25 protein-coding genes are annotated in these 25,675 nt (G+C 72.5%); 14 read left to right on the top strand and 11 right to left on the bottom strand.

The window, feature by feature from the left end; translation table 11 throughout:
• Nucleotides 1-2: 2 nt before the first annotated feature.
• On the bottom strand, nucleotides 3-1,088 hold the full coding sequence (locus OHA72_RS33605; protein WP_327000054.1) for a hypothetical protein: 1,086 nt from the start codon (nucleotides 1,086-1,088) through the stop codon (nucleotides 3-5).
• Nucleotides 1,089-1,252: 164 nt separating this feature from the next.
• Nucleotides 1,253-3,370, bottom strand: coding sequence for an MMPL family transporter (locus tag OHA72_RS33600; protein WP_327000053.1), 2,118 nt, complete (start codon nucleotides 3,368-3,370; stop codon nucleotides 1,253-1,255).
• 146 nt (nucleotides 3,371-3,516) lie between these two features.
• Between OHA72_RS33600 and OHA72_RS33595 the strand changes: the two genes are divergently transcribed.
• The 5 genes from OHA72_RS33595 (at nucleotide 3,517) to OHA72_RS33575 (ending at nucleotide 7,832) form a co-directional block, all read left to right on the top strand.
• Nucleotides 3,517-4,860, top strand: coding sequence for a sensor histidine kinase (locus OHA72_RS33595; RefSeq protein WP_327000052.1), 1,344 nt, complete (start codon nucleotides 3,517-3,519; stop codon nucleotides 4,858-4,860).
• On the top strand, nucleotides 4,812-5,456 hold the full coding sequence (locus OHA72_RS33590; protein ID WP_327000051.1) for a LuxR C-terminal-related transcriptional regulator: 645 nt from the start codon (nucleotides 4,812-4,814) through the stop codon (nucleotides 5,454-5,456). Before OHA72_RS33595 ends, OHA72_RS33590 begins: the two co-directional genes overlap by 49 nt.
• A 371-nt stretch (nucleotides 5,457-5,827) precedes the next feature.
• Entirely contained in the window at nucleotides 5,828-5,998 is a 171-nt protein-coding gene (locus OHA72_RS33585; protein WP_327000050.1) for a hypothetical protein, read from the top strand.
• Nucleotides 5,999-6,313: 315 nt separating this feature from the next.
• Nucleotides 6,314-7,339 (top strand): YaaC family protein, encoded by a 1,026-nt coding sequence (locus OHA72_RS33580; protein WP_327000049.1) that lies wholly within the window; start codon nucleotides 6,314-6,316, stop codon nucleotides 7,337-7,339.
• 46 nt (nucleotides 7,340-7,385) lie between these two features.
• Nucleotides 7,386-7,832, top strand: a complete 447-nt coding sequence (locus OHA72_RS33575; protein ID WP_327000048.1) for a GNAT family N-acetyltransferase — start codon at nucleotides 7,386-7,388, stop codon at nucleotides 7,830-7,832.
• Here the strand turns inward: OHA72_RS33575 and OHA72_RS33570 are convergent.
• On the bottom strand, nucleotides 7,807-8,244 hold the full coding sequence (locus tag OHA72_RS33570; protein ID WP_327000047.1) for a VOC family protein: 438 nt from the start codon (nucleotides 8,242-8,244) through the stop codon (nucleotides 7,807-7,809). The two genes, OHA72_RS33575 and OHA72_RS33570, sit on opposite strands and share 26 nt — an antisense overlap.
• Before the next feature lie 14 nt (nucleotides 8,245-8,258).
• On the bottom strand, nucleotides 8,259-8,663 hold the full coding sequence (locus OHA72_RS33565) for a GlcG/HbpS family heme-binding protein (protein ID WP_327000046.1): 405 nt from the start codon (nucleotides 8,661-8,663) through the stop codon (nucleotides 8,259-8,261).
• 94 nt (nucleotides 8,664-8,757) lie between these two features.
• Between OHA72_RS33565 and OHA72_RS33560 the strand changes: the two genes are divergently transcribed.
• Nucleotides 8,758-9,366, top strand: a complete 609-nt coding sequence (locus OHA72_RS33560) for a TetR/AcrR family transcriptional regulator (protein WP_327000045.1) — start codon at nucleotides 8,758-8,760, stop codon at nucleotides 9,364-9,366.
• A 4-nt stretch (nucleotides 9,367-9,370) separates the two neighbouring features.
• Here the strand turns inward: OHA72_RS33560 and OHA72_RS33555 are convergent, their stop codons facing one another.
• Nucleotides 9,371-10,579 (bottom strand): DUF1996 domain-containing protein, encoded by a 1,209-nt coding sequence (locus tag OHA72_RS33555; protein ID WP_327000044.1) that lies wholly within the window; start codon nucleotides 10,577-10,579, stop codon nucleotides 9,371-9,373.
• A gap of 141 nt (nucleotides 10,580-10,720) precedes the next feature.
• On the opposite strand from OHA72_RS33555, the gene OHA72_RS33550 reads away from it, so the two are divergent.
• The gene (locus OHA72_RS33550; protein WP_327000043.1) at nucleotides 10,721-11,257 is read left to right on the top strand and encodes a hypothetical protein; all 537 of its coding nucleotides are present in this window, start codon (nucleotides 10,721-10,723) and stop codon (nucleotides 11,255-11,257) included.
• A 2-nt stretch (nucleotides 11,258-11,259) separates the two neighbouring features.
• On the opposite strand, the gene OHA72_RS33545 is transcribed toward OHA72_RS33550, so the two are convergent.
• Together OHA72_RS33545 and OHA72_RS33540 are read right to left on the bottom strand one after the other, a co-directional pair.
• Entirely contained in the window at nucleotides 11,260-11,907 is a 648-nt protein-coding gene (locus OHA72_RS33545; protein ID WP_327000042.1) for a response regulator, read from the bottom strand.
• Nucleotides 11,898-13,067, bottom strand: coding sequence for a sensor histidine kinase (locus OHA72_RS33540; RefSeq protein ID WP_327000041.1), 1,170 nt, complete (start codon nucleotides 13,065-13,067; stop codon nucleotides 11,898-11,900). Before OHA72_RS33540 ends, OHA72_RS33545 begins: the two co-directional genes overlap by 10 nt.
• Before the next feature lie 111 nt (nucleotides 13,068-13,178).
• Here OHA72_RS33540 and OHA72_RS33535 point away from each other — a divergent pair, with 111 nt between their 5' ends.
• A complete protein-coding gene (locus OHA72_RS33535; protein ID WP_327000040.1) occupies nucleotides 13,179-14,366 on the top strand; it encodes a serine hydrolase domain-containing protein in 1,188 nt (395 codons plus the stop codon).
• Between the two features lie 72 nt (nucleotides 14,367-14,438).
• On the opposite strand, the gene OHA72_RS33530 is transcribed toward OHA72_RS33535, so the two are convergent.
• Nucleotides 14,439-15,182 (bottom strand): hypothetical protein, encoded by a 744-nt coding sequence (locus OHA72_RS33530; RefSeq protein ID WP_327000039.1) that lies wholly within the window; start codon nucleotides 15,180-15,182, stop codon nucleotides 14,439-14,441.
• 343 nt (nucleotides 15,183-15,525) lie between these two features.
• On the opposite strand from OHA72_RS33530, the gene OHA72_RS33525 reads away from it, so the two are divergent.
• Both OHA72_RS33525 and OHA72_RS33520 read left to right on the top strand, forming a co-directional pair.
• On the top strand, nucleotides 15,526-17,013 hold the full coding sequence (locus OHA72_RS33525; RefSeq protein ID WP_327000038.1) for an arabinofuranosidase catalytic domain-containing protein: 1,488 nt from the start codon (nucleotides 15,526-15,528) through the stop codon (nucleotides 17,011-17,013).
• 103 nt (nucleotides 17,014-17,116) lie between these two features.
• A complete protein-coding gene (locus OHA72_RS33520; RefSeq protein ID WP_327000037.1) occupies nucleotides 17,117-17,869 on the top strand; it encodes a helix-turn-helix domain-containing protein in 753 nt (250 codons plus the stop codon).
• A 70-nt stretch (nucleotides 17,870-17,939) separates the two neighbouring features.
• Here OHA72_RS33520 and OHA72_RS33515 read toward each other — a convergent pair whose 3' ends face one another.
• A complete protein-coding gene (locus OHA72_RS33515) occupies nucleotides 17,940-20,231 on the bottom strand; it encodes an Hsp70 family protein (RefSeq protein ID WP_327000036.1) in 2,292 nt (763 codons plus the stop codon).
• 155 nt (nucleotides 20,232-20,386) lie between these two features.
• Here OHA72_RS33515 and OHA72_RS33510 point away from each other — a divergent pair, with 155 nt between their 5' ends.
• Complete coding sequence (locus OHA72_RS33510) at nucleotides 20,387-20,533, top strand: hypothetical protein (protein ID WP_327000035.1); 147 nt, start codon at nucleotides 20,387-20,389, stop codon at nucleotides 20,531-20,533.
• Nucleotides 20,534-20,610: 77 nt separating this feature from the next.
• On the opposite strand, the gene OHA72_RS33505 is transcribed toward OHA72_RS33510, so the two are convergent.
• On the bottom strand, nucleotides 20,611-21,999 hold the full coding sequence (locus tag OHA72_RS33505) for an extracellular solute-binding protein (protein WP_327000034.1): 1,389 nt from the start codon (nucleotides 21,997-21,999) through the stop codon (nucleotides 20,611-20,613).
• Nucleotides 22,000-22,007: 8 nt separating this feature from the next.
• On the bottom strand, nucleotides 22,008-22,292 hold the full coding sequence (locus tag OHA72_RS33500) for a hypothetical protein (protein ID WP_327000033.1): 285 nt from the start codon (nucleotides 22,290-22,292) through the stop codon (nucleotides 22,008-22,010).
• Between the two features lie 372 nt (nucleotides 22,293-22,664).
• On the opposite strand from OHA72_RS33500, the gene OHA72_RS33495 reads away from it, so the two are divergent.
• The 3 genes from OHA72_RS33495 (at nucleotide 22,665) to OHA72_RS33485 (ending at nucleotide 25,635) form a co-directional block, all read left to right on the top strand.
• Nucleotides 22,665-22,826, top strand: coding sequence for a hypothetical protein (locus OHA72_RS33495; RefSeq protein WP_327000032.1), 162 nt, complete (start codon nucleotides 22,665-22,667; stop codon nucleotides 22,824-22,826).
• A 176-nt stretch (nucleotides 22,827-23,002) separates the two neighbouring features.
• Complete coding sequence (locus OHA72_RS33490; protein WP_327000031.1) at nucleotides 23,003-23,791, top strand: hypothetical protein; 789 nt, start codon at nucleotides 23,003-23,005, stop codon at nucleotides 23,789-23,791.
• Between the two features lie 404 nt (nucleotides 23,792-24,195).
• Nucleotides 24,196-25,635, top strand: coding sequence for a pectate lyase family protein (locus OHA72_RS33485; RefSeq protein WP_327000030.1), 1,440 nt, complete (start codon nucleotides 24,196-24,198; stop codon nucleotides 25,633-25,635).
• Nucleotides 25,636-25,675 lie beyond the last annotated feature (40 nt).

Genomic DNA, 25,675 nt, shown 5'->3' with positions numbered 1-25,675 from the left:
GCTCAGCAGGTGAGGTCGAGGTCGAGGACCGCGACCTCGGCCGGCCCGACGAACAGCACGGTGCCGTAGTAGTCGTCCTCGCTGTCGAGGTCGTCGTCCATGTCCTGCGTCGGCAGGTAGCCGGTGCACAGCAGCTGCGGCGGGGCGTCGGGGCCGCCGGTCCGCGCCAGGAGCAGGTCGAGCAGATCGCGGTACAGGTGCCGGGTGAGATGCCCCGGCGGGACGTGCGGCCACTCCTCGACGCCGCTCCAACTGCCGTCGAACAGGTCCAGCAGTGAGCTTCGGACGATGGTGTACAGGCCGTCGTCGAGCTCCTCGGCGGTGAGGGGTCGCAGCTCGGGAGCCTCGTCGGGTGGCTCTTCGCGGGTGCGGGTCCACCAGCCGGCGGCCGCGGCGGACGGGTCGGCGTCCTCGCGCGGGCCGAGCCAGACGCGGAACGTCACCGGGTTGTTGTTGTTCACCCACAGCTGGGTGCTGAGCAGGGTGATGACGCAGGCGAGCCGGGTGCGCAGCGCGCCGTCGTCGCCGAGGGCCGGCGGTGGCTCGGTCGCCGGCGCCGGTGCGACGGTCAGGCGCAGGGTCCGCCCGCTGGAGTCGCGCAGGACCAGGTGCAGTTCGTCGCCGCCGGTCCACACGCGCAGCAGGTCGGTGTAGGGGCCGGTCAGCAGCTCGGCGAGGTGCGCGAGCAGGGCCTGGCCACGCGGGTCGGTCGCCGGGATCCGGTCGCTGAGCAGGGTGACCAGCTCCGCGGCCACCTCCGCCGGCGGGCGGGTGTGCTCATACGGGCGGTTCGGGCCGGGCTGCACCAGCGCGGTGAGGACGCTCGCCGAGTCCGGCTCGGCGTCGAAGCCCCCGATGGCGGCGACGTCCGAGGGCGACGGGGGCTGCGACCACGGCTGGACGTTGCGCTCGGGCGCGGTGCCGATGACGCATTCGCTGCGCCAGCCGGGGGTGCCGTCGCGGGTCCAGTCCGCCATCAGCCAGACCGCCGCGACGATCGCCGACTCCGCCGACGTCGACCCGCGGTCCAGTGGCGGCGGCACCGGCTGCCGATGCCAGCTGTCCGCGTATCCTGCCGTGCGATCCAACCCGTCCACCTCCACCGCTGCTGCGCCCGGGACAGTCTGCCACGCACGGCCGACGGGAGACGGGCCGCAACGGCTCGGTGGCAACCATGGTGGACGCGGGGTCCGGATGCGGTCGCCGAGCACCGCGGCGCCGGCAACCGGCGCCGCGGTGGTCTCAATCCGGCTCAGCTGTGCGTGGCGACCCGTTCCGTCGGCGCGGGGACCTCGGGGCGGGGCGCGGCGTGGGACAGGCGGCCCGGCCACCAGGCGGCCCGTCCGATGTGCACGGCGAGGGCCGGGACGAGCAGGCTGCGCACCAGCAGCGTGTCGATGAGCACCCCGGCGGTCACGATGACGCCGATCTGCACCGACGGCACCATCGGCAGGACCGTCAGCGCCGCGAACGTGGCGGCGAGGACGACACCGGCGCTGGTGATGACGCCGCCGGTCACGGTCAGCGCGTGCAGCACACCCTGGCGGTGGCCGAGCTGGGCGGCCTCCTCCCGGGCGCGGGTCATCAGGAAGATGGTGTAGTCGACGCCGAGGGCCACGATGAACAGGAACGTCTGCAGCGGCACCGCGCTCCACAGCCGCGGGTGACCCATGGCGTCCAGCAGGAACCCGGCCGCCCCCAGTGCCGCCGCGTAGGACAGCACGACGCTGGCCAGCAGCACCAGCGGCGCGACGACGGCCCGCAGCAGGCCCATCAGGACCACCAGGATGACGGCGAGGACGAGCGGGATGACGACGAGGTTGTCGCGGCTGGTGACCGCGTCGCCGTCGACCTCGTACGCGGTGTCGCCGCCGACGAGCGCCTGCGACTCCGGCACCGTGCGCACCGCGTCGCGGAGGCGTTGCAGCGCCTGCTGGGCGGCGGGGCCGGTCGGTTCGGTGGTGAAGGTGGCCTCGATGCGCACCCACCGGCCGTCCGCGGAGCGCTGCGGCTCGCCGACGGTCGCGACGCCGTCGACCGTGCGCGCCGCGTCGGCGACGGGTGCGGCGGTGCCGGCGGCGGCGATGACGACGGCGGGTGCGAGGGTGCCGCCGGGGTAGTGCCGCTCGATGAGCCGCTGCCCGGTGATCGAACCGACCTCCTTGGTGAACGTCTCGTCGCCGGGCAGGCCGACGCTGAGGTTGGTGACGCCGAACGTGAGCGCAGCGAGGACGGCGGCGGTGCCGAGCCAGACGGTGCGCGGACGGCTGCCGACGAGGCGGGCGATGCGCGCCCAGACGCCGTGGTCCGCGGCGACGTCCTGCCCCTCGATGCCCGGCGTGAACCGTGGCACGAACGGCCAGAACACCCACCGGCCGAACAGCACCAGTACCGCCGGCAGGAGCGTCGTCATCGCGGTGAACGTCGCGACCACGGCGATCGCGCCGACGGGGCCGAGGCCGTGCGTGGCGGGCTGGTCGGCGGCGAGCAGGCACAGCAGGCCGACCGCGACGGTCGCCGCCGACGCGCAGATCGCCGGGAACGAGCGGCGCAGCGCGATCGCCATCGCCTCGTGCCGGTCCTCGTGGCGGCGCAGTTCTTCGCGGTACCGCGCGACGATGAGCAGTGCGTAGTCGACGCCGACCCCGATCGACAGGATCGTCAGGATGTTCTGGCTCTGCAGGTCGACGCTGAGCCCGGTGTGCTTGGCGAGCAGGTAGACGATGCCGCCGGCGACCTGGCTGGCGACGGCGGCGGTGAGCAGCGGGACCAGCCACAGCACGGGGCTGCGGTACGTGAGCAGCAGCAGCACGGCGACGGCCGCGACGGTGGCGAGCAGCAGGGTGACGTCGAGCCCGGAGAACGCGTCGGTGAGGTCGTCCTCGGCGCCCGCCGAACCCGTCAGCGCCGTCCGCAGCCCGTCGGGGGTCTGCGCCGCGAGCCGGTCCTTGACCGGGCCGACGGCCGCCGCCTGCTCGTCGTCGCCGCCGGCGAGCTGGAACGACAGCAGCAGCGCCTTGCCGTCCGCGGCGGGCACCGGCTCCGCGACCGACCCGCCGGTGGCGTAGGCGGCGAACGCGGCCCGGTCCGCGTCGACCTTCGCCCGGTCGGCATCGGTGAGTCCTGCCTCGCGGACGTAGACGGCGACCGCGACGAGCGCGTCGGGCTCGGGGAACGCCGCCTCGGCCCGCGCCGCGGCCCGGCTCGCCTCCGCGCCGGCAGGCAGCGACCCGAGGCTGTCGTTGTCCTGCACGTCAGTGAGCTTCAGTGCGAGCGGGCCCATGACGGCGGCGATGACGACCCACAGGGCCAGCATCGCCAGTTTGGTGCGGCGGCCTGACGGCAGCCCGGACAGTCGGTGCCTGGACATCGCGTGTTCCTCCCTGGAACGGTGATGTGTCGTCGATGCCTTCGATCCAACGCAATCCGGGCACGAGGGTCAGGAGTGTCACGTCCCGAACCGTGGTGGTGCTACCACCACCGCCGCGACGGGCCGGCGCGGGTGAGAATGGGACCGTGGCCGAACCGAATCCGCTCCCGACGTGGCTGCCGGAGCCCGTGCGGGCGGCGCTCACCCGGCCGGTGCGTGCGTGGCTGACGCGTGGGCTGCTGGCCGGCCTGCGCGGCGTGCTGCTCGCCGTCGGCACGCTGTCGACCAACATCACCCTGTTCGTGCTGTTCGTGGTGTCGGTCGTCCTCAGCGTCGCCGGGGTCGGCATCTTCCTGGTGCCCCTCGCGGCCCTCGGGGTCCGCGCGGTCGCCGACCTCGACCGGCGGCTGCTGTCACAGTGGACCGGGGTCGCGATCCCCAGCCCGTACCGCGAACGCCCCGAGCGCCTCGGCATCTGGGGCATGTACCGGTGGGTCGTGACCGACCCGGCCACCTGGCGGGACCTGGCCTGGCTGGTGCTGTCCATCCAGCTCGTGGGGGCGCTGCTGATCGTGCCCGCCGCCCTGATCGTCTACGGCGTCGAGGGCATCATCGGCGTGCCGGTGCTGCTGCACTTCGTGCTCGACTGGTACGGCTACGGCGTCTTCTGGCCGATGGACAACGTCGTCAAGGCGCTGCTGAGCTGGCCGCAGGCCGCCGTGATCCTGCCCGCCGGGCTGACGCTCGCGCCGCACGCCCTGCGCTGGTACGCGCTGTTCACCAGGTGGCTGCTGGCGCCGACCCGCGCGGCCGCGCTCGCGCAGCGGGTGGACCGGCTCACCCGTACCCGGACGGAGACCGTCGACGCACAGGCCACCGAGCTGCGGCGGATCGAACGCGACCTGCACGACGGCGCCCAGGCGCGGCTCGTCGCGGTCAGCATGAAGATCGGGCTCGCCGAGGAACTCATGGCCCGCGATCCGGAGGCGGCGCTGCGGCTGATGGCGCAGGCCCGCGAGCACAGCGGCCTCGCCCTCGCCGAGCTGCGCGACCTGGTCCGCGGCATCCACCCGCCGGTGCTGGCCGAGCGCGGCCTCGACGGCGCGGTGCGGGCCCTCGCGCTGACCGTGCCGCTGCCCGTCGACGTCGACATCGACCTGCCCGGCCGCCCCCTCGCGCCGGTGGAGTCCGCGGCGTACTTCGCGGTCGCGGAGGTCGTCACCAACACCGCGAAACACGCGCACGCGACGCACGTGTGGATCCGGCTGGCGTACGAGCGGGACCGCCTGGTCATCGTCGTGCGCGACGACGGCCGCGGCGGCGCCGACCCGGCCGCCGGCGGCGGCCTGCGGGGGATCGAGCGACGCCTCGCCGCGTTTGATGGCACCATGTCCGTGGCCAGTCCGCCCGGCGGACCCACCACCGTGACGATGGAGCTGCCGTGCGCGTTGTCATCGCCGAGGACCTCGCCCTCCTCCGGGACGGCCTGATCCACATCCTGCAGGCGTTCGACTTCGAGGTCGTCGCGTCCGTCGACACCGGCCCGGCGCTGCTGCCGGCCCTGCTCGGCCACCGTCCCGACGTCGCGGTCGTCGACGTGCGGCTGCCGCCCACGTTCACCGACGAGGGCCTGCAGGCGGCGATCGCCGCCCGCGCCCAGGTCCCCGGCATGCCGATCCTCGTGCTGTCACAGCACGTCGAGCAGCTCTACGCCCGGGAGCTCCTCGCGGCCGGCGTCGGCGGCATCGGTTACCTGCTCAAGGACCGCGTCTCCCACGTCGGCCAGTTCATCGACGCGGTCCGCCGTGTCGCCGACGGCGGCACCGTCATGGACCCGGAAGTCATCGCGCTGCTGCTGGCCCGCCGCCCCGACACCGGCCCCCTCGACGCGCTCACCCCCCGCGAACGCGAGGTCCTCGGCCTCATGGCGGAGGGCCGCTCCAACGCCGCCATCGCCGGCCGGCTCTTCGTGTCGGAGAAGGCCGTCAGCAAACACATCAACAGCATCTTCAGCAAGCTCGGCCTCCCCCCGTCCGGCGACGACAACCGCCGCGTCATGGCCGTGCTCACCTACCTGGACCAGTGACACCCGAAGCAGTGCCGAAGAATCGCGCCATCCACCCGAATGACTCCTCGGCATCGGCCTCGGCGACGGACACGACGGCAGGCCCAGTCCACGCCCGATGGCCTCGGCGATCGCCCGCGTCGCCACGCCCTCTTCGGCGACGGCGTGCAGCGCCGCACCGCCAGCGCACCGTCCACGGCGAGCCGGACCAGGCTCGCGGCGTCGAGGCGGTGCACTTCCGACCATCGGTTGTCGCCGTCGCCGATGTACGCCGAGCAGCCCCGCACACGTGCGACACCGACCAGGACGGCGACGAAGCCATGGTCACCGTCGCCGTGGACGATGGGTGCGAAGCGCACCGACGACGTCCGGACCCCGCAGGCCCTCGAGGGGTGCCGGATCCCGCCACCCCGATGCAGGCCGTCGCGGCCGCCCTCGACGCCGCCACCACCGCCCTCGGGCAGCACCACGAGCGCTCCCGGCAGCGCCAGCCGGTCACTGGCTCAGCGACCCGCCCGGCCCCTGCCTGTCAGCGCACCCGCACGCCGCCCTCGATCGCCTGAAGGCCGTCACCACCAGCCACTGACCGGCCGGCGTGCCGACGCCTGACGGGCATGTCGCACGGTGAACTGGTTCTCGTTTCGCTGTTTTTCGTGAAGCGGAACGGTACTCCGCGGAACACTGTTCCGCTTCGGAGAAATCCGCGAAACGAGAACGCGTTCGGCGCTGCAGCACGCCCGTCGACCCGCTGACGACTGTCGCGCCTGGGTCGGGCGTAGACGAATTTGACTTGAAGTACCTGGTGGTGCTGCCTACCGTCGTCAGCAAAGGCAACGCAAGACAACGGTCGGTCACAGCGAAAGCGGAGGATCGTTCGGGTGTCCGTCGATCGCACTACCGGCAGCATGTGGGCACGCCTGCGCGCAACGCGGGCATTGCCACCGGGAGCTGCAGCAACCGACCGTCAGCGGCGTGCCGTGTATGTGGCGGCACTGGAGCAGTCCGAGCAGCTCTTCCGCGCCGCCGCCACGGTAGGTCCGGCAACTCGGCCCCTCCTTGCGTTCTACGGCCTGAGCCAGGCGGGCCGCGCCATCGCCGCCGCGGCCACTACCGCGACCAGCCGCGACGAATGGCATCTGTCCGGCCATGGGATCAAAGCCGCCGGCTGGGAGCGCACATTGGAGGAGCTTGAGATCCATGGCGACGGGTCCGCCCGCGGCAGCTTCATGCGGCTGTCGGCAATCCTGAGCTCTCCGACGCTGAACCGGTCCGACAACGTGCGGCTCGGCGCGCTTTGGGACAGCATCCCTGAAAACATCGGCTGGCCGTTGCGTGACGGTCCGCATCGGCGAGTGCCACTGTTTGTCGATTACTTCGAGAGCCGCGGCAACGCCGATTCCGTCGCCGTCATTCTGGATGGTCTCCCGGCATCACTCATCGGTTCACTGAGCCTACGGACCGATCTCGACGATTTCCTGGCCTCGTACCCGGAAGCTGTCGGCTATCAGTACACGCCCATCAGCCAGCACCCCGATGCCGGCCCCAACATCTCGGTCAACGACGACGGGACAGGACGGATCAACCTGCGTTGGATGATGCCGTCCGGGGCGGGTTCCGATCCGGCTGAGCGCACGCGACACCTGGCGACCATCGCCCGATCGTATGGTCGGCGCCGTTTCCTGTTTCCCTCGGTCGGTCCCACCGGAGCGAGTCTCCACCCACTGATGACCTGGTGGTCCCTTCTCTATGCGCTCTCAATGCTCGCACGCTACCAGCCGGCCGAATGGGCGAAGTACATCGACGTCAACGAGAGTACTCTCGCAGTTCCCATTGAGCGGCTTCTAGACAAGGCAGTGATCACGGTTCCGAGCCTCGTATACCAGACCCTTGACGAGGTGTGCTGAGCGGCCTGACCGCCGACCGTATGCACCCGGCGAACAGGATTGGTCGATGACAGCGGTAAGAAACTTCGAGGCGGCGGATGCTCCTGTGGTGGCGGAGCTCATCGGGCGGTGTCTGCGGGAGGTCAACAGCCGGGACTACTCGGCTGAGATCATCGAGCGGATGTGCGCGCATTTCGACGCGGGCCGCATCGCCGAGCTGGCCACGCAGCGGGAGATGTTCGTCGCCGAGTCCGACGGGGTCGTCGGCACCGTGTCGCGGGACGGCAACAAGGTGTACACGATGTTCGTCCGGCCCGATGTGGCCGGGCAGGGCATCGGGCGGATCCTGATGCGGCACATCGAGGCCCTGGCCGCGGCGGAGGGGCACGGGTTCATGGAGACCGGTGCGAGCATCACCGCGCACGACTTCTACCGGCGGCTCGGGTATGTCGACGTGCGGACCAGCGAGACCGAGTTCGGCCTCAACTTCATCCTTCGCCGCCCGCTGCCGTGACCGGCGGCTGCGGCGGCGCGGTGGCGTCGTCGTGGGTGATGCGCAGGTAGTAGCCGTCCGGGTCGGCGAGCCGGAAGTCGTGCAACCCCCAAGGGCGCAGCTGGAGCGGCTCGGCGACCACGGTGTGCCGCCGGCAGTGCTCGTGGAGGGCTCGCAGCTCGTCGGGGCCGTCGACCTCGAGGACGATCTCGACGCCGGCGCCCTTGTCGCGGGCGAGCCGCTGCCGGGTGAAGCCGGGGCCGTCACCCGTCCCGGGCAGCTTGGCGATCGGGCCGAGGCCGAGGACGACGAGGCCATGGACCATGCTCACGTAGTCGTCGGCGCGCCGCTGCACCCGGAACCCGAGCACGTCGCGGTAGAAGGCGACGCTGGTGTCCAGGTCGTCGACGAACAGTTCCATCCGAAGCCGCATCCTTCGATGATCCGCTACGCGAGGCCGCGCAGGCCCGCCTCGGCGCACTCGTCGTCGTGCTGGGGCTGGCCGCCGCTGACCGCGATGGCGCCCAGGACGGTGTCGGCGCGGCGGATCAGCAGCGAACCGGCGCCGGCCAGGATCGGGCGGCCGGCGACCTGGTCGAGCTGGCCGAAGAGGGCGGGCCAGGCCTGTTGCATCTCGCGCAGCGCCGCGCCGTCGCGGCGGATGAGGGCGACGCTGGCCGCCTTGCCCGTGGCGAGCTGCGCCGACAGCGGCGGGGCGCCGTCCATGCGGCCGAGCGCCTGCAGGTGGCCGCCCTCGTCGACGATCGCGACCGTGACGTGGCTGCCCAGCTCGCCGGCGCGGCGGTGCGCGCGGGCGATGAGTTCGTGCGCCTCTTCGAGGGTGACCGGCATCGTGCCTCCATGAGTGGACAGCTGTCCTTGCATGAACGACCGTATTCCTAGGGTGCCGGTGGGCGCAAGGGCCTGCGGCTGGGATGATCTGGCGATGGACAGCGCTCCCGCCGGCCCTCGCCGCCCGAACGCCCGCGGCCAGGGCGAGCGGCTGCGGGAGGAGATCGTCACGGCGGCGGTGCGGATGCTCGGCGAGCGCACGGACGAGGCGATGTCGCTGAGAGCGGTCGCCAGGGCGCTGTCGATCTCGCCGACGTCGGTGTACCTGTACTTCCCGGACCGTGGCGCGCTGGTCCTCGCCGCCATGCAGCGCTGCCACGAGGACATGCTGCGGGCCGCCACGGAGGCCGAGGGCCGGCACACGGACCCGGCGGCGCGGCTGCGGGCCCGCATCCTGGCGCAGGCGGCGTGGGCGCAGGCGAATCCGGGGCTCTACAAGGTGATGCACGAGAGCGAGGTCAGCCGGCAACCGGGCATGCCGTTCAAGGAGGCGGTGCTCGCCGGCACCGTCGCCGCCGTGCAGGACTGCATGGACGCCGGACTGGCACCGGCCGGCGACGCGCTGACCGTCGCGCTCGACCTGCGCGCCGCGGTCGTCGGCACGCTGTCGCTGCGCATCAACGAGCCCGGCCTGCCGTGGCCGCCGCTCGCCGAGCAGGTCGGCCGGTTCCTCACCGGGTTGGTCGGGCTCCCCCAGCCGTGAGCGCCTACTTCTGGTAGCCGTTGTTGTCGCAGGTCCTGCGCTGCAGCACGCAGTTCTTGGTGCGCTTGTTCATGGTGGCGACGTCCCACACCACGAACGCGTCGCCGTGCATCGACGAGGCGCTCTTGCCCTCCTTGTCGGAGGACAGGTAGTAGCCCTGCGGGGTGCCCTTCGCGCCGTACTGGATGTCGAAGGTGAGCGCCGGGATCCGCACCGGATGGCTGGCCGGGCAGCCGCTGCCGGAGCCGAAGGCCATGTGGTCCTTGTGGTTGGGGCTGTCCAGGTGCTCGCCGTCCCAGCAGTCCGGGAACTGCAGCATGAAGTGCAGCGTGGCGGGCTCGCCGCAGATGGGCCAGTTGCCGTTGCTGCTGCGCGCGACGCCGTCGAGGTCGCCGGGGCCGTAGAAGGCGCAGTAGAACTGGCCGGTCGCGCCCCGCGGGGTCGGCTGCTGCTTCTTGGCGTCGCCGGCGATGATGCGCAGGCCGTTGGGCATCGGCATCACGCCGGTCGAGGAGCTGCGCAGCGAGCGGTAGTAGACCCGGAACCCGGTGGTCTCCACCGGCTTGCCGCTGGCGATGTCGTAGAGCGTCGGCACCCAGTACGAGGAATGGTCCAGGACCGGCTTGCAGGTGGTGGCCGTGAACTTCGTCAGGTCGCCGGCCGTGGTGTTCGCGGTGACGGCCTTGTTGCCGACGAAAGAGTGCATGTGCGAGGCTCCCGCGAGCCCGGGGAAGACGATCGGGTCGTCGGCCAGCGAGTGGCTGTACTGGCAGTCCGCCCGGAACTCCGGCAGGTTGCCCACCCCGGCCGGGACCGGGTCGACGGCGAGCGCCTTGTACGCGTCGGACTGCGCCTTCCACGCCGCCTGGTCGACCGGGATCCAGCCGCCCACGGCGGCCTTCTGCGTGGCGGCGGCCGACGACGCAGCGGAGCCCGACGGCGTGGCCGAGGCGGAACCGGCCGGCGACGCACCCGCCGCCGCCCCCGCCTGCGCCTGCGCGGCCGGCGGTGCGGTGTACCCGGCGGCGTTGTTCACGTTCGACGGTTCGGGCCCGGCGGCGGCGTCGGCGAGGTACACGGCCACGACCGCGACGACGATCCCGGCGACGGCCACGCCGGCCACCATGCCCCGCCTGCCCCGGGCGAGCCGCCCCAGGAGGCCGGGGCGCGGCGGCCGGCCCGCGTCGGGTTCGCGGAACGAGCTGTACGACACGGACACTCCCCAGCGGGCACGGCAAACCGATCGGACGATCACGGCCGCCGGTATGGTAGGCGCGGCCCGCCCGCGCCGGATAGGTTCCTAATCCGCGCTTAAGGCCTGGGAAAGACAGCCGGCGGCCCGCACAATGGTCGCGTGCAGACTGACGGGTCGGTGTGGGACGAGCTGGTGGCGAGATTCACGGCGAGCGGGCTGCCGGTTCCGCCGGTCCCCGAGGTCTTGCGGCCCGCGTTGCGCACACCCCAGCCGTGGTGCTGGAGCACGCGGGACATCGATCCGATGCGGATGTACCTGTTCGAATCGGGATTCCTGGTCGACGTCCTGGCCGGCCGCGCGCCCGACTACGTCGCGGTGAGCCACGCCGGGCACGGCACCAACTCCTACGCCGTCAACTTCCACCTGGTCCACGGCAACCTCGCCGTCCTCATGCAGGTCGGATGGGGCGGCATCTACACCGACAACGCGGCCGCCGCGCGCCGGCTCGCCAACCTGTGGCGGCGGTGCGAGGCGCTGCACGACCCGGCGGGTGCCCGCCGGGTCGTCTGCGTCTACAGCGACATCCGCGGCGTCTCGGCATGCGGACCGGCGGGCGGCGACGTGCACGGGTTCCTCGGCGCGCACCACACCGCCGGCGAGGCGGCGTTCGACACGGCCGAGCGGCTGCTCACCTGACGTCAGGCGGTGCCGTTGAGATAGCTCAGGACGGCCAGGACGCGGCGGTGGCCGGTGTCGGTGACGGCGAGGCCGAGCTTGGCGAAGATGTTGCCGATGTGCTTGTGCACGGCGTTGTCGGTGATGACGAGGTCGGCGGCGATGGTGCGGTTGTCGTGGCCCTGGGCCATCAGCGCGAGCACCTCGCGTTCGCGCGGGGTGAGGGCGTCGATCGGGTCGCCGGCGCGGCGGGCGAGCAGCTGCGCGACGACGTCGGGGTCCATCACGGTGGCGCCGGCCGCGACGCGGTGCAGCGCGTCGAGGAACGTGTCGATCCGGCTGACCCGGTCCTTGAGCAGGTAGCCGACGCCGGCGGTGGTGCTGGAGAGCAGTTCGGCGGCGTACTGCTGCTCGACGTACTGCGACAGCACCAGCACCGGCAGGCCGGGCCGCTCGCGGCGGGCCTGCAGCGCGGCGCGGATGCCTTCGTCGCGGAACGACGGTGGCAGCCGGACGTCCACAATGGTCACGTCGGGACGGTGGTCGCGCACCGCGGCGAGGAACTGCGCGGCGGTGCCGGCGACCGCGGCGACCTCGAAGCCCTCGCTGGTGAGCAGCAGCTGCAGCCCGGAGGCGAGCAGGACGTTGTCCTCGGCGATCACTACCCGCACGGCAGCTCCAGGGTGATGGTCGTCGGGCCGCCGGGCGGGCTGTCGACGTCGACCGTACCGTCCAGCGCGTGCACCCGGCGGCGCAGCCCGACCAGGCCGGTGCCGCGCCGGTCGTCGGCTCCCCCGGCGCCGTTGTCGGTGACGACCACGCACAGCCGGTCCCCGGCGCGGGTCAGCGTGACGCCGGCGCCGCTGGCGTGGCTGTGCCTGACCGTGTTCGTGAGCGCCTCGGCGACCGCGAAGTACACCACGGCCTCCACCGCCGCCGGTACCCGGCCGAGCTCGCCGAGGTCCAACGTGGTCGGCACGGTGCAGCGGGCCGTCACCGCGTGCAACGCGCCGGCGAGGCCGCGGTCGGCGAGGATCGGCGGGTACACGGTGCGCAGGACCTCCCGCAGCTCCCGCATCGCCTCCTCGGTGCCCTCGTGGGCCTCGCGCAGCAGCCCCGCCACGAACTGCTGGTCGGCCGGGTCGCCGGACAGCCTGCGCCGGGCGACGGCCAGCCGCATCGCGATCGCCACGAGCCTGGCCTGCGTGCCGTCGTGCAGGTCCCGTTCGATGCGGCGCAGCTCGGCGCCGTGTGCGTCGAGCACGTCCGCGCGGGTACGGGTGAGCACCGCGACCCTGTCGGTGAGCTGCTCCACAGTGGACGGGGTGAGCACCGCGAGGCAGAGCCGGGCGTGCCCGCGGGCGACGGGCGGGAAGACCAGGTATGCCACCGCGACGAGCAGGACGAGCTGCAGCGGCCCGAGGGTGAGCGCGGTCGTCCAGTCCGGGACGGGCACGTCGATGAACAGCCGGGGCCGCTCGTCCCACTCGAACGCCCACCACAGCGCCACGGCGACCGCGGCGACCACCACGTTGCCGAGGCACAGCAGCGCGGCAAGGCCGGCCGTGACACCGGTTGCCGCGTGTACGGGCAGCCACAGCAGATCCCGCCTGCTGCCGGGGTCGGCCCAGGCGGCGCGTACCGTCGAGGTCGCCGCCGGCCGGGGCGCGGGCAGCACGCCGAGCAGCGCGCCGGCCCGCCGCCGGTGCAGGTCCGCCCAGCCCCGGGCGAGCCGCGGATGCACCAGCACCGGCAGCGCCAGGACGGTGGCGATCCCGGACAGCAGCGACTTCAGGAGGTAGATCGCGCCCCGCCACGCCCGCACCGTCACGCCGTCCACTGTGGCGCACGCCGGCCGTCGTTGGCACTACAGGTGGCTGTAGTCCATTTCGGGCAGCCGGCTGTATCGGCGGCGGGCGGCCCGAATCCTAGCGTCGGAGCCATGACAACGACGTACACCTCCAGCAGACGCCGACGCATCGGCATGTCGGTGGCCGTGGGACTCGCGACCCTGGCCGTCGTGGGCGGCGCCGTGCGACCGGCCTGGGCGGGCGGGTCCATTTCGGACCGGCTGCAGCGCGACACCGACGCGATCCATGCCCTCGGCGTGACCGGCGTCCAGGCCCGGGTGACCACAGTGGACGGCCGCCGGATCGTCACCACCAGCGGCGTCGCCGACGTCGGCACCGGCCGCCCGGTGCCGTCCGACGGGCGGTTCCGGATCGCGAGCACCCGCAAGGCGTTCACCGCCACCGTGGCCCTGCAACTGGTCGGGGAGCACCGGTTGTCCCTGGACGACACCGTCGAGCGGTGGCTGCCCGGCGTGGTCCAGGGTGTCGAGCTCGACGGCCGCCTGATCACGGTGCGGCACCTGTTGCAGAACACCAGCGGGCTGCACGACGACCTGCCCGGCTACACCTCACCGGCGGAGTACCTGGAGCAGCGTTACGACGTGCACACGCGGGAGGAGCTCGTCGCGCGGGCGATGCGGCACCGGCCGGACTTCGCGCCCGGCACCGCGTGGGCGTACTCCAACACGGGCTTCATCCTGGCCGGCATGCTGGTCGAGCGGGTCACCGGCCGGTCGCTGCAGCAGGAGATCACCGACCGGATCGTGCGCCCGCTCGGCCTGCGCGACACCACCTGGCCGGGCACCGCACCGTCCCTGCCGCGGCCGCACGCCAACGCGTACGAGCTGTTCCCGACCGGTGAGCTCGTCGACGTCACGTCGCAGGTACCGGGGGATCCCGACAGCATCGTGTCCACCACCGCGGACCTCGACCGGTTCTTCCGCGCGCTGCTGGGCGGCCGGCTGCTGCGGCCGGCGCAGCTGGCGGAGATGCGGCGCACCGTGCCGGTCAGCGCCGACGTCGAGCCGATCTGGCCCGGCGGCCGGTACGGCCTCGGCCTGGCCCGGCGCCCGCTGCCGTGCGGCGGCTTCTACTGGGGTCACGACGGCGGCGACGCCGGCTACATCACCGTCACCGGCGTCACCGCCGACGGTCGCCGCAGCGCCGTCGTGTCGATGTCCAGCGCCCGCGGCGACTCGTTCGACCACCTGCTCCAGCAGCAGCGCGCCGCCGACACCCTGGTCGTCGACGCCCTCTGCGCCCGTCCCCGGTCTGCGTGACCTCGATCGGCGAGTGCCGCCGGCGCCGTGGCGGACCCTGTCCGGCCACGGCGCCGGCCGCTGAGCACCCCGTCAGTCGTGGATGCTGCCGAACTCGCCGAGCGGGTCGCTGGCGGTGCCGTGGATGGCGCGGATCCGGCCGGGCAGGTGGCCGCCGATCGGCGTCCCGGCCAGCAGCCGGGCGGTCAGGTACGGGTCGAGCCCGTCGTACCAGCCCAGCAGCCAGTCCACGTACCGGCCGTGCGCGCGGTAGTAGGGCACGACGCCCTCGTCGGTCTGCACCATCCGGACCAGCGGCGGGTCGCCGGCGCGCAGCCGGGCGGCGTCCTCGGCGCACACCGGGACCCGGCGCCGCGCGCCGCCGCTGCCGGGCGCCCACTCCACCTCCGCGGCGGCGGGTCCGTGCACCGGGTTGAACAGGCACGCCGGCCCGTCGGTGCCGGCGGTGGCGCGGTTGGCGCGGCCCATCGCGGTGGTGGCGGCGCGCATGTTGTCGGCCCAGCTCTCGTTGGCGGCGAACAGGTCCACGGCCCGCTCGGCGGCCTGAAGCTGCGCCGTGGCCTCCTGGCTCGCCGCCGTGGCCGGCCGGTCGCGCAGGGCCTGCAGGTCCTCGCGGAGCACGACGACCATGGTGGCCCGCTCCCGTTCCCAGTCGGCCGCGAACTCGTTGAGCAGGGCGCTTTGCGAGAACAGCCCGAACCCGCCGGCCGCGCCGCCGGGCGCCGCCGCCCGGGCGTTGGCGCGCGCCACGACCACGGTGACGCCGACGGCGAGCAGCACCGCACCGACGACCACCGCGAGGATCCAGACCTCCACGCGCAGAACCTCCCAGGACTTCGGACAGCGGGCGCCGAGCGTACCGAAACGATCGCGCGGACCAGGTCGGATGGCCGACTCACGCGGATCCGGTACACACACGGGCGTCGCGCCCGCAGGCATCGCAACGGCGAACGGCGCTTGACATCATCGATGTGAGCGATAACACTCATCCATCAGGCGGCCGCCCGCGCCGGAGTCCCAACAGCACCGTCATGCAACGGGATTGCCTGGCGCTTCATGCCCCGACCATGCGCGCGATCCTAGATGTGAACGCTAACATCCCACGCTGGCAGCGTCCCCCGGCACGTATCGCGCTGCCTCACACCCCGAAAGGCGCACCATGGATCTCTGGCCTTTGCGGCTGCGACGGACGGTCCTCGCCGCGGCAGCCACGACGCTCGTCGCGGCAGCGCTGGTCGCCCTGCCGAGCACGGCGCAGGCGGCCGGCACGCTGTCCTGCGACATCTACGCCGGCGGCGGCACCCCGTGCGTCGCCGCGCACAGCACCACCCGCGCGCTCTTCGGCGCGTACAACGGCTCGCTCTACCAGGTGCGGCGCTGGTCCGACGGTGCGACGGCGAACATCGGCGTGCTCAGCGCCGGCGGCTACGCCAACGCGGCGGCGCAGGACTCGTTCTGCTCCGGTACCTACTGCACGATCGTGCGCATCTACGACCAGACGTCGCGGCACAACGACCTCACGATCGCTCCCGGCGGCGGCGCCAACCCCACCGCCGACCAGGGCGCGAACGCGGCGGCGCTGCCGGTGACCGCGGGCGGGCACAAGGTGTACGGCGTGTACATCTCAGCCGGCAACGGGTACCGCAACAACGCCACCAACGGCATCGCCACCGGCAGCCAGCCCGAGGGCATGTACATGGTGACCGAGGGCACGCACGTCAACGACCGGTGCTGCTTCGACTACGGCAACGCCGAGACCAACAACATGGACACCGGCAACGGCGACATGGACGCGATCTACTTCGGCACGCTGTGCTGGTTCTCGCCGTGCGCGGGCGGGCCACGGGTCGCGGCCGACCTGGAGAACGGGCTGTTCGCCGGCGGCAACGGCTCGTGGACCGCGAACACCGGGCGCAACAGCGCGTTCGTGACGGCGATGCTGAAGAACAACGGCACCACCACGTACGCCATCAAGGACGGCAACGCGCAGTCCGGCGGGCTCGCGACACGGTACAACGGCGGGCTGCCCACCCAGTCCGGCTACAAGCCCATGACCAAGCAGGGCGCGATCATCCTGGGCATCGGCGGTGACAACAGCAACGGGTCCGTCGGCTCCTTCTTCGAGGGCGTCATGACCAGCGGGTACCCCAGCGATGCGACCGAGAACGCGGTGCAGGCCAACGTCGTCGCCGTCGGCTACAGCAAGAGCGTCACGTTCCCGGTGAACGGCGCCACGTACCGGCTGACCAACCTCGCCAGCGGCAAGGTGCTCGACGCCGTCAACTGTGGCACCGCCAACGGCACCCAGATCGACATCTGGCAGTCGCTGGGCAACACGTGCCAGCAGTGGCGCTTCAACAGCGTCGGCGCGAACAAGTGGACCGTCACGAACGTCAACGCGAACAAGGTCCTCGACGCGGTCAACTGCGGGCTCGCCCTCGGCACGGCCACCAACCTGTGGCAGTCGCTGGGCAACACCTGCCAGCAGTGGGCCGTCATCCCGGCCGGCAACGGCCGCTACGAACTGGTGGTCGAGAACAGCGGCATGGTCCTGGACGACCAGAACTGCGGCACCGCCAACGGCACCAAGGTGCAGCTCTGGATGTGGCTGAACAACACCTGCCAGCTCTGGCAGATCGCCCCGTAGGGCGCACGCTGTGGCGCGGCGGCCCGGCCGCGCCACAGCGTGGCGGTCACCTTCTCACCGGAACCGCCGCACTCACTGGAACCGCTGCACGAAGGTCAGCGCCGTGTCGCAGACCTCGCGCCAGCCGCTGTCGATCGGCTCCGGCGCCAGCGTCGTCGTGCAGCACGGCAGGGAGGCCGTCCTGCGGCCCGGCGATTTCGCACTGTACGACACGGGCTCGCCGTACACGCTGCTGTTCGGCAACGGCATCGACGCGACGTTCTTCCGCATCCCGCGCGCGGCCCTGGCCCTGCCCGACACCGCGCTGCGCGACGCCGGCGCGGTGCGCATCGGCGCCGGCAACCCCCTCGCCGCGCTGACCGCCGGCTACCTGGCCCGCCTCGCCGACGACCCCGCGATCCTCGGCGGGCCGCACCGGGCGGCGGTCGCCGCGCCGACGGTGGAGCTGATCCGCGCCGCGGTCACCGTCCAGCTCGGCGACGCCCACCTCAGCCGCGACCCGTTGCACGGCACGCTGTGCGCCCGCATCCTCGCCGACATGCGCGCCCACCTGGCCGACCCGGCCCTGTCACCGACGAGCGTGGCGGCCCGGCTGCGCATCACGGTCCGCTACCTGCACCGGGTCCTGCAGCGCGACGGCATCCGCTTCGGCGACTGGGTCCGCCACCGCCGCCTCGAGGGCACCCGCCGCAGCCTGGTGGACCCGGCACTCGCCACGTCGACCGTCGGCGCCGTCGCCCGCCGCTGGGGCTTCACCGACCCGACCCACTTCAGCAAGGCGTTTCGCGCCGCGTACGGCATGACCCCACGCGACTGGCGCGCCCTGCAGCACGGCGGCGGCGCGCATACCGCCTGATCTGCCCAGCCCGGACGAGCCACCCGACGGTGAGCGGTCCGCCGGCGCGTAGCTCGTCCGGCCGGGCGGCTCAGACGAGCTTCAGCTCGATCTGCACCGTGTTCGCCGGCGTCGGGTTGTCCTTGCCGGAGAGGCCCAGGTAGAGCAGCTGCAGCACGTACGCGCCGGGCTGTGGTGGCGCCTTCACGGTGAACCAGATCCACAGGTCCCGTTCGAGCTGGTCACGGCCGAGGATCCTGGTGGTGCGGCTCGACGGGGCGAGGGTGTCGCCGTCGGGCTGCTGGAGCCGGAAGTTCACCGGGCGCAGATCCTGGCCGCCGTAGCCGACGTCGCCCAGCGGCCGCACGTCGAACCGGCAGGCGACGTACCGGTAGCCGTCCTTGACCTGGCCGTGCGCGTCGGCGACGCCGTCGCCGTCGACGAGGTCGGCGCGCAGCGTGCACGCCAGCCCGTCGAACTGGAGCTTGCCGACGGTCTTCGACACGGGGGCCAGCAGGTCCCGCGGCTCGAACGTGGTGGCCTGCGCCTGCTCCGCGAACGGGACGACGGCCATCGCCTCGGTGCCCTCGCCGATCGTGATCGTGCCGGCCTTGAGGTCGCCGACCTTGGCCGGGTCGATGTCGAAGCGGAACCGGCCCGGGGACGTCGCCTTCGCCGGGACCTGGCCGGCGTCGAAGAGCTGGCCCTTGGTGTACTGCTGGCTCGCGCTGCCGTAGGTGGCGTAGATGCCCCGGTCCAGGGGCCTGGGCGACAGGTTCTCCACCTTGACGTCGGCCGTGAGCGTGCCGTCGCCGGACCCGCCGGCGGGCGGCTGGTAGGTCACGGCGCCGAACGTGAACTTGGCCGCCGCATACCACACGACCCGGGACACGGTGATCGACTGCGCTCCCGGCGGCTTGCCGGCCGCCGCTGCCGTGGTGCTGCCGAGGGACCGGCTGCCGTCGTCGCCGGAGCGGCCCGCGTTCGCCTGGTGTTGGATGGCGTACCCCGCGGCGGCGAGCACGATGACGGCGGCCACCGCGGCGGCGGCCCGGCGCAGGGTCCGCCGCCCTGCCGTGCCGGGCCTGTTCGGCGGGACCCGCCAGTCGGCCGCGTCGGCGGACGTCGCGGCCCGGGCCGCGGGCGTGGACACCACGACCGGCGCCGCGGGAGCGGCCGACGGCATCTCGGCGGCCCAGGGCGCGGCGGACACGGGCATGGGCGACACGGGTGCGGCGGACACGGGCATGGGCGGGACCGGCGCGGCGGACACGGGCTCCACCGGCGCGAACGTGGGGGCGGATGCCGGGGCAGGGGCAGGGGCGGCCGCGTGCAGGCTCCCGTATGCCACGACGAGCTCCGGCTGCTCGATGAGCGTCGGCGCGACGCCGAGCCGCTGGTGCAGCAGCGTCCCGGCAAGGGGGATGCGGCTCGACCCGCCGACCAGGAACAGCCCGGCGATCTGGTCGGAGCGCAGCCCCGCCCGGAGCAGCGTCGTGGCGGTCAGCGCCACCGTCTGTTCCAGCAGCGGGCGGGCCAGCCGCTCGAACTCCTCCCGGGTGATCTGCACGTCGACGTCGAACAGCGGGACCCGCACCGTCGCCGTGGCCTGCCGCGACAGTTGTTCCTTGGCGACGCGGGCCTCGTCGTACAGCTGCTGCCGGTGCCGCCGGTCCTCGATCTGCGGCGAGTGGATGAGCCGGCTCCACCGCGCCGGGTCGCGCCCGGCGAGGGGCCGCCCGATCCACTCGACGACCGCCGCGTCGAGGTCGGCGCCGCCGACCGTGTCGGACCCGTCGGCGGACACCACCTGCCAGCCGCCGTCGGGACGCCGGCTGACGATGCTGGTGTCGAAGGTGCCCGCGCCGAGGTCGAACACGACCAGCGCATGACCGGCCGGCACGTCGCGCCGCAGGACGGTGGTGAAGTAGACGGCCGCGGCGACCGGCTCGGGGACCAGCGTCACGGAGCCGAACCCGGCGGCCCCGGCGGCGGCCGTCAGCACCTGCCGGCGCGGCGCCGCCCACGTCGCCGGATGGGTGAGCACGACCCGGGACGGGCTGCCGGCGGTGCGCACCGCCTCCTCCGCCACCCGGCGCAGCAGCGCGGCGAAGACCTCGACGACCTGGAACTCGTCGGCGCCGAGCAGCATCGCGCCGTCATCGACGCGCCGCTTCGGATGCTGTTCGAGGCGCTCCGGGGCCAGCCGCCCCTCGCGCAGCGCGTCCCGCCCGACGACCAGCCTGCGGTCCGGGGTACCGAAGACCGCGGACGGCAGCAGCGGGCTGGAGTCGAACAGCAGCGGCTGCTCCCGTCCGTCGGGTGTGGCGAGGACCGCGACAGTGTGGGATGTCCCGAGATCGACCCCGAGCGAGGCACGCATGGCAGCAAGATATCGGCTGCCGTCAAGGCCGTGGCCCGGACACGATCCATCGTGGCTGATTGAACCGCCGCAGAACGGGCAACCCTTCCTGGAGAGGTGCGACGGCCTTCCCCCGGGCCGGTCGCTGATCGAAACGGATGCGAGGAGCGGTTTCCATGGCTGAGAACACCAAGCAGACCAGCGAGAAGGCGGCGTCGGCGGCGAGCGACGTGCTGCGCGACCCGAAGGCGAGCACCGAGGACAAGCAGGCCGCGGGCAGCGCGCTGTCGCAGAAGGCGCCGAAGGCCGACTCCGAGCGGTGAGCACCCGGCAAGGGCCCGGCCGGTGACGGCTGGGCCTTCGTCATGCCCCGGCAAGGCCGAACCGGCGCGCGCGGGTGTCAGTCGTTGATGCCGGTACGGCCCGGGTCGGCGAGGGTCTCCTCGATGTCGGCGCTCGTGCGGGTCAGGATCGCCTGGATCTGCACGCGGGACAGCTCGCCCGGGGCGTGCCAGAGCTCGGCGAAGTCCTTGGCGATGACGCTCTCCACCACGATCCAGGCCGCGACCGACGGGTACATCCGGCCGTGGGTGATCATCTCGCGGAACGCGCCGTACCGAGGTTCCGTCTCCAGCTTCGTCCCGGCGACCGCCTCGGTACGGGCGGGCCAGAGGCCGGTGCTCACGGCGTACCGCTGCTGGCTCTGCTTGGCGGTGAGGAAGCGGACCCATTCGAAGGCGGCGTCGGGGTGCTCCGCGTCCTTGAGGATCGCGAGGTTCGAGCCGCCGAGGAAGCCGTAGCGGCCGGCCTTCCCCGCGGGCAGCGGCGCCGTCGCCCAGCCGGCCTGCAGGCCCGCGCGGGCCGGGTTGGCCAGGAAGTCGCCGACGGACTGCGAGTTGTCGATGGTCACGGCGCCGCGGCCCGCAGCGAACGCGGCCGGCACGTCGTTGGAGGCCATCGCCGCGACGGTCGGGTCGTTGTACCGCGCGACGAGGCGCTGGTAGTACTGCACGGCGTCGACGGCGGCCGGTTCGGCGAGCCGGGACCTGGTGCCGGTCGCGTCGAGCAGGTCACCGCCGGCGCTCCAGACGAACGGCGCGACGTTGTGGATGATGCCGAAGGTGTTCTCGTTGCCGATGGCGAGCGGCGCGACGGCGCTGCCGGACTCGTGGATGCGCTGCAGTGTCACCTCCAGCGACTCCCACGTCGAGAACGCCGTGGCCGCGTCGATCCCGGCGGCGGCGAGCACGTCGGTGCGGTAGAACAACGCCCTGATGTCCACCAGCCACGGCATCGCGGTCGTGTCCGACGAGCCGATCAGGTGGCTGGAGCTCCAGCTGGCCGCCGTGAACGCGTCCTGCCCGCCGACCGCGTCGACCTCCGCCGCCGTGTACGGGCGCAGCGCCCCCAGCTCACTGAACCCGCCGACCCAGGTGGTGCCGAGCTGGGTGACGTCGGGGCCCTCGCCGCTGGCCGAGGCGGTGCTGAGCCGGGTGAGCGCGTCCTCCCACACCACCCGCACCGGGTTGACGGTGATGTTCGGGTGCGCGGCGTGGAACTCCTTGGCCTCTCCGGCGACCGCCTGGTCCTGTAACGGCCCGCCGGACGGCATGTACCAGAAGTCGATGGTGACCGGCGGCCGGTCCGGGGCGTACCCCACGGTCTCGGACGCCCCGCCGTCGCCGCCGCCGCAACCCGTCATCGAGAGCACCACGACGGCCGCGACCGCCAGGATCTTCAGCACGCCCATGTCATCGGCCGCGGCCGCGGCGATGTGAGCGCAATGCACGTCTCCCTTCAGCTCCCGGTGGCCGGGCGCGGGCGCAGGCCCAGGTGCTCTCGCAGGGTGGTGCCGGCGTAGGCGGTGCGGTAGATCCCGCGCTCCTGCAGCGCGGGCACGAGCAGGTCGGCGATGTCGTCGAGCCCGTGCGGGACCAGGTACGGCGAGACGTTGAACCCGTCGACCGCGCCGTGGCGCACGAAGTGGGCGAACGTGTCGGCGAGGGCCTGCGGGGTGCCGACGTGGCCGCGGGCGCGCCGGCCGGGCTGTCCGGGTCGTGGCCGCTGAGATCGAGGTTCCACAACAGGCCCGCCTGGGCGAGGGCGGTGGCCGGCGTGATCTGCTCCCGCCGGACCCACGCCGCCTTCTCCTCGGCCTCCGCCGCGGTCGCGCCCACGACGATCGAGGTGGACCCGCGATCACATCGACTTCGGTCGAGTGTGGTCCGCCTCCTGTCCCGCCTGACACACGCCCCGCCTCCCGCAGCGACACCCACCATCGTGAGGAATCGTGATGTCGACACCGCGTGCCCGCAAACGTCCGTCCACTGTAGACAAACCTCGCTACGACTCGGCCTACGTCGTCGTCGCCGTCCCCGTGCCGGGCGGCCGGGCCGACGACGTGGCTCCCCCGCTCGTCTTCCGGCTCCAGCCCCGCCACCAGGGCAGGCGGCGATGACCGCGCCGCTGGCCGCCGCGCTGCGCCGGCTGCGCTGGCTCGGTGACCCGGCCGGCCGCACGACGCGGCAAGGACACCTCCTGATGCATGAGATTCGCCTCGTGCGGATGCCCGACAGCGCGGGCCGGCCCGCCGGGCGCCGGGCCGCGGCGGGGTAACCACCGAGGACGCCCCCGACCTGGTTCAACACGACCCACGGCAACGCATGGCTGTCGATGTCGCCGCGCTTCGCGGCTGTCGGCGGCCTGCTTGCGCCGTGGCACCGCGCCGGTACGGTCCGAACGGCTGCGCCTCCCGAACCGGGGGCGCACCTCGATTCGGAGGACCTTTTCAGATGAAACTCATAACCGTCATGCTCGCCCTCACCCTGACCGCGGGTGGTCTCGCCGGCTGCACCACCGACGTGCAGACCGGCCCGCCCGCCGAAGGCAGGCCCATCGGCTCGTCGTCCGCGGCCGCACTGCCGCCGAAGGAGGCGCTCCTCGCGGCTGTGCAGACCCTGGACACCACCGCGCACAGCTTCACCATCAAGCAGGGCACCAAGACCGGCAACGGCCGCATCGACCCTGCCGCCAGGTCCGCGTCGATGGGCATGGGCGGCAAGGTCGAGAACCTCACCGTGTCGGTCGCGTACACCGTCATCGCCCCGGACTTCTGGGTCAAGGCCGACTTCGGCAAGGACCTGAACCAGTTGTGGGGCCTGGACCCGGCGACCTGGATGCTGTTCGACAGGTCGAAGCTCGACCCCTCGGCCACGCTCCCGGTGGACCAGGCGGGCGCGCCGAAGCTCGGCGTCACGGAGCTGTTCAGGGACGGGCTCGCGGACGTCAAGCGCACCGACGCCACCCACTTCACCGGCACCGTGGACGTGACGGCCGCCGACACCATCCTCGCCCCGTCCGACGAGGCCGTGAAGAAGGCCGGCGCCAAGGCCAAGGCCCTGCCGTTCACGGCCACCACCGACGGGCAGGGCCGCCTGACCGCCTTCGCCGTCGACGGCGGCTCGATCGACCCCGACCTGGCGCTGCAGCTGACGTTCGGCGGCTTCGGCTCGATCCAGCCCGTCACCGAGCCGACCCCGGCGGCCCCGGCCCCCGCCTCGGCCTACGACCTGTTCAGCTGACGACCGCGCCGGTGCCGCACCGCACGGCGGTGCGGCACCGGCCAGCTTGACAGCCGCACATAGCCGGCACTGAACAGCACCGACGACGTGCAGTACCCGCCCGGCGCCTGGCTGCTCGCCACGGCGGCCGGGGGTCCTGCTCGTCACCGCCGTGTTCACCGCCGTCCCGGCGATGGCCGCGGCGCGCCGGCCGGTCGCGGACACCCTGCAGGCCGCAGCGGCAATCTAAATCGATCATAGTGAATGCAATATGCCCGCCGAGCTGCGGGGCTGAAACTTTCACGTCTGGAAAACTTGGCGTTGACGCACTTGAATGTGAGCGCTAACTTGCCAGGAAAGCGCTTGCCCATGGCATGCCGTTCCTGCCGACCACTGGGCCGGACGCATTCACCGGAAGGTTGCCCATGACCGAGATCGCTCCCGCCCCCAGTCCCCCGCGGCGCCGCTTGCGCCGATGGCCGCTCGCGGTCCTCGCCACCGCCACCATGCTCATCGCGGGCGGCACCACCGTCCTGGCGACGTACAGTGCCGACGCCGCCACCATCGACACCAGCGCCACGTACGTCTTCGTCAACCGGCACAGCGGCAAGGCGATGGACGTGTACAACTGGGCCACGGCCGACAACGCGCCGATCAACCAGTTCACCCGCAACGACCTGGCCGTGCAGCAGTGGCAGTTCGTCAGCGCCGGCAGCGGCTACTACAAGATCAAGTCGAGGCACAGCGGCAAGGTGCTCGACCTGCCCAACTCCGACGACGGCACCCAGTTGGTGCAGTACACCGACAACGGCGCCACCAGGCAGCAGTTCCAGGTCCTGGACTCCGCCGACGGCTACGTCCGCTTCAAGAACCGCAGCAGCGGCAAGGTCCTGGACATCTGGGAGTGGTCGACCGCCGACGGCGCGAAGATCGCCCAGTTCGGCGACCTGGACGGCTGGAACCAGCAGTGGCAGATGGTCAAGCTCGGCGGCACCACCACCCCGCCGCAGACCGGCCTGGCCGGCTGGGCGACGCAGAACGGCGGCACCACCGGCGGCGGCAGCGCGGCCGGCACCACGGTGTCCAGCTCGTCCGCGCTGACCAGCGCGCTGAGCTCCGGCAGCGCGTCGGTGATCCGGGTGTCCGGCACGATCTCCTGCTCAGGCATGCTGAAGGTGGCGTCCAACAAGACGATCCTCGGCAACTCGGGCGCGACCATCGTCGGCTGCGGCTTCACCCTCAGCAACACCAGGAACGTCATCATCCGGAACTTGACGTTCAGGGGCTGGAACGACGACGCCATCAACGTCGAGACCTCCTCGACGAACGTGTGGATCGACCACAACACGTTCAGCGACGGCTACGACGGCGCGGTCGACATCAAGCGCGGCTCGGACTTCATCACGGTGTCGTGGAACCGCGTCTTCAACCACGACAAGTCGATGCTGCTCGGCCACAGCGACGACAACGGCAGCCAGGACCGGGGGCACCTGCGGGTGACCTACCACCACAACTGGTTCGACGGCTCGACGCAGCGCCACCCGCGGGTCCGGTTCGGCAACCCGGTCCACGTGTACAACAACTACTACAACAACGTGGGCGGCTACGGCGTCGCCTCGACCGAGGGCGCGGGCGTGCTCGTCGAGGGCAACTACTTCGAGAACACCGACGACCCGTACCACCTCGGTGAGGGCGACTCCGGCCCCGGCACGCTCGTGGCCCGCAACAACCACTTCGTGAACTCGGGCAGCGGCCAGACCGGCGGTAGCGTCGCCAGCATCCCCTACTCCTACACCCTGGAGACGGCGAGCAACGTGAAGTCCAGCGTCACCGGAGGCGCCGGCGCCGGGCGGATCTCCGTCTGACCCGTGGTGCTCCAACGGCCGGGGCCTTCCGCGAGGAAGG

This window comes from Dactylosporangium sp. NBC_01737, assembly GCF_035963215.1.
Taxonomy (GTDB): domain Bacteria; phylum Actinomycetota; class Actinomycetes; order Mycobacteriales; family Micromonosporaceae; genus Dactylosporangium.
Note: the sequence above shows the minus strand (reverse complement) of the source record. Positions and strands in the feature narration are given on the sequence as shown.

Bases quoted from the DNA above. Each gene is read 5' to 3' on its own strand.
- OHA72_RS33600 (WP_327000053.1), bottom strand. From the start codon at position 3,370: ATGTCCAGGCACCGACTGTCCGGGCTGCCGTCAGGCCGCCGCACCAAA.
- OHA72_RS33575 (WP_327000048.1), top strand. From the start codon at position 7,386: ATGACAGCGGTAAGAAACTTCGAGGCGGCGGATGCTCCTGTGGTGGCG.
- OHA72_RS33570 (WP_327000047.1), bottom strand. From the start codon at position 8,244: ATGCGGCTTCGGATGGAACTGTTCGTCGACGACCTGGACACCAGCGTC.
- OHA72_RS33565 (WP_327000046.1), bottom strand. From the start codon at position 8,663: ATGCCGGTCACCCTCGAAGAGGCGCACGAACTCATCGCCCGCGCGCAC.
- OHA72_RS33560 (WP_327000045.1), top strand. From the start codon at position 8,758: ATGGACAGCGCTCCCGCCGGCCCTCGCCGCCCGAACGCCCGCGGCCAG.
- OHA72_RS33535 (WP_327000040.1), top strand. From the start codon at position 13,179: ATGACAACGACGTACACCTCCAGCAGACGCCGACGCATCGGCATGTCG.
- OHA72_RS33525 (WP_327000038.1), top strand. From the start codon at position 15,526: ATGGATCTCTGGCCTTTGCGGCTGCGACGGACGGTCCTCGCCGCGGCA.
- OHA72_RS33515 (WP_327000036.1), bottom strand. From the start codon at position 20,231: ATGCGTGCCTCGCTCGGGGTCGATCTCGGGACATCCCACACTGTCGCG.
- OHA72_RS33510 (WP_327000035.1), top strand. From the start codon at position 20,387: ATGGCTGAGAACACCAAGCAGACCAGCGAGAAGGCGGCGTCGGCGGCG.
- OHA72_RS33495 (WP_327000032.1), top strand. From the start codon at position 22,665: ATGACCGCGCCGCTGGCCGCCGCGCTGCGCCGGCTGCGCTGGCTCGGT.
- OHA72_RS33490 (WP_327000031.1), top strand. From the start codon at position 23,003: ATGAAACTCATAACCGTCATGCTCGCCCTCACCCTGACCGCGGGTGGT.
- OHA72_RS33485 (WP_327000030.1), top strand. From the start codon at position 24,196: ATGACCGAGATCGCTCCCGCCCCCAGTCCCCCGCGGCGCCGCTTGCGC.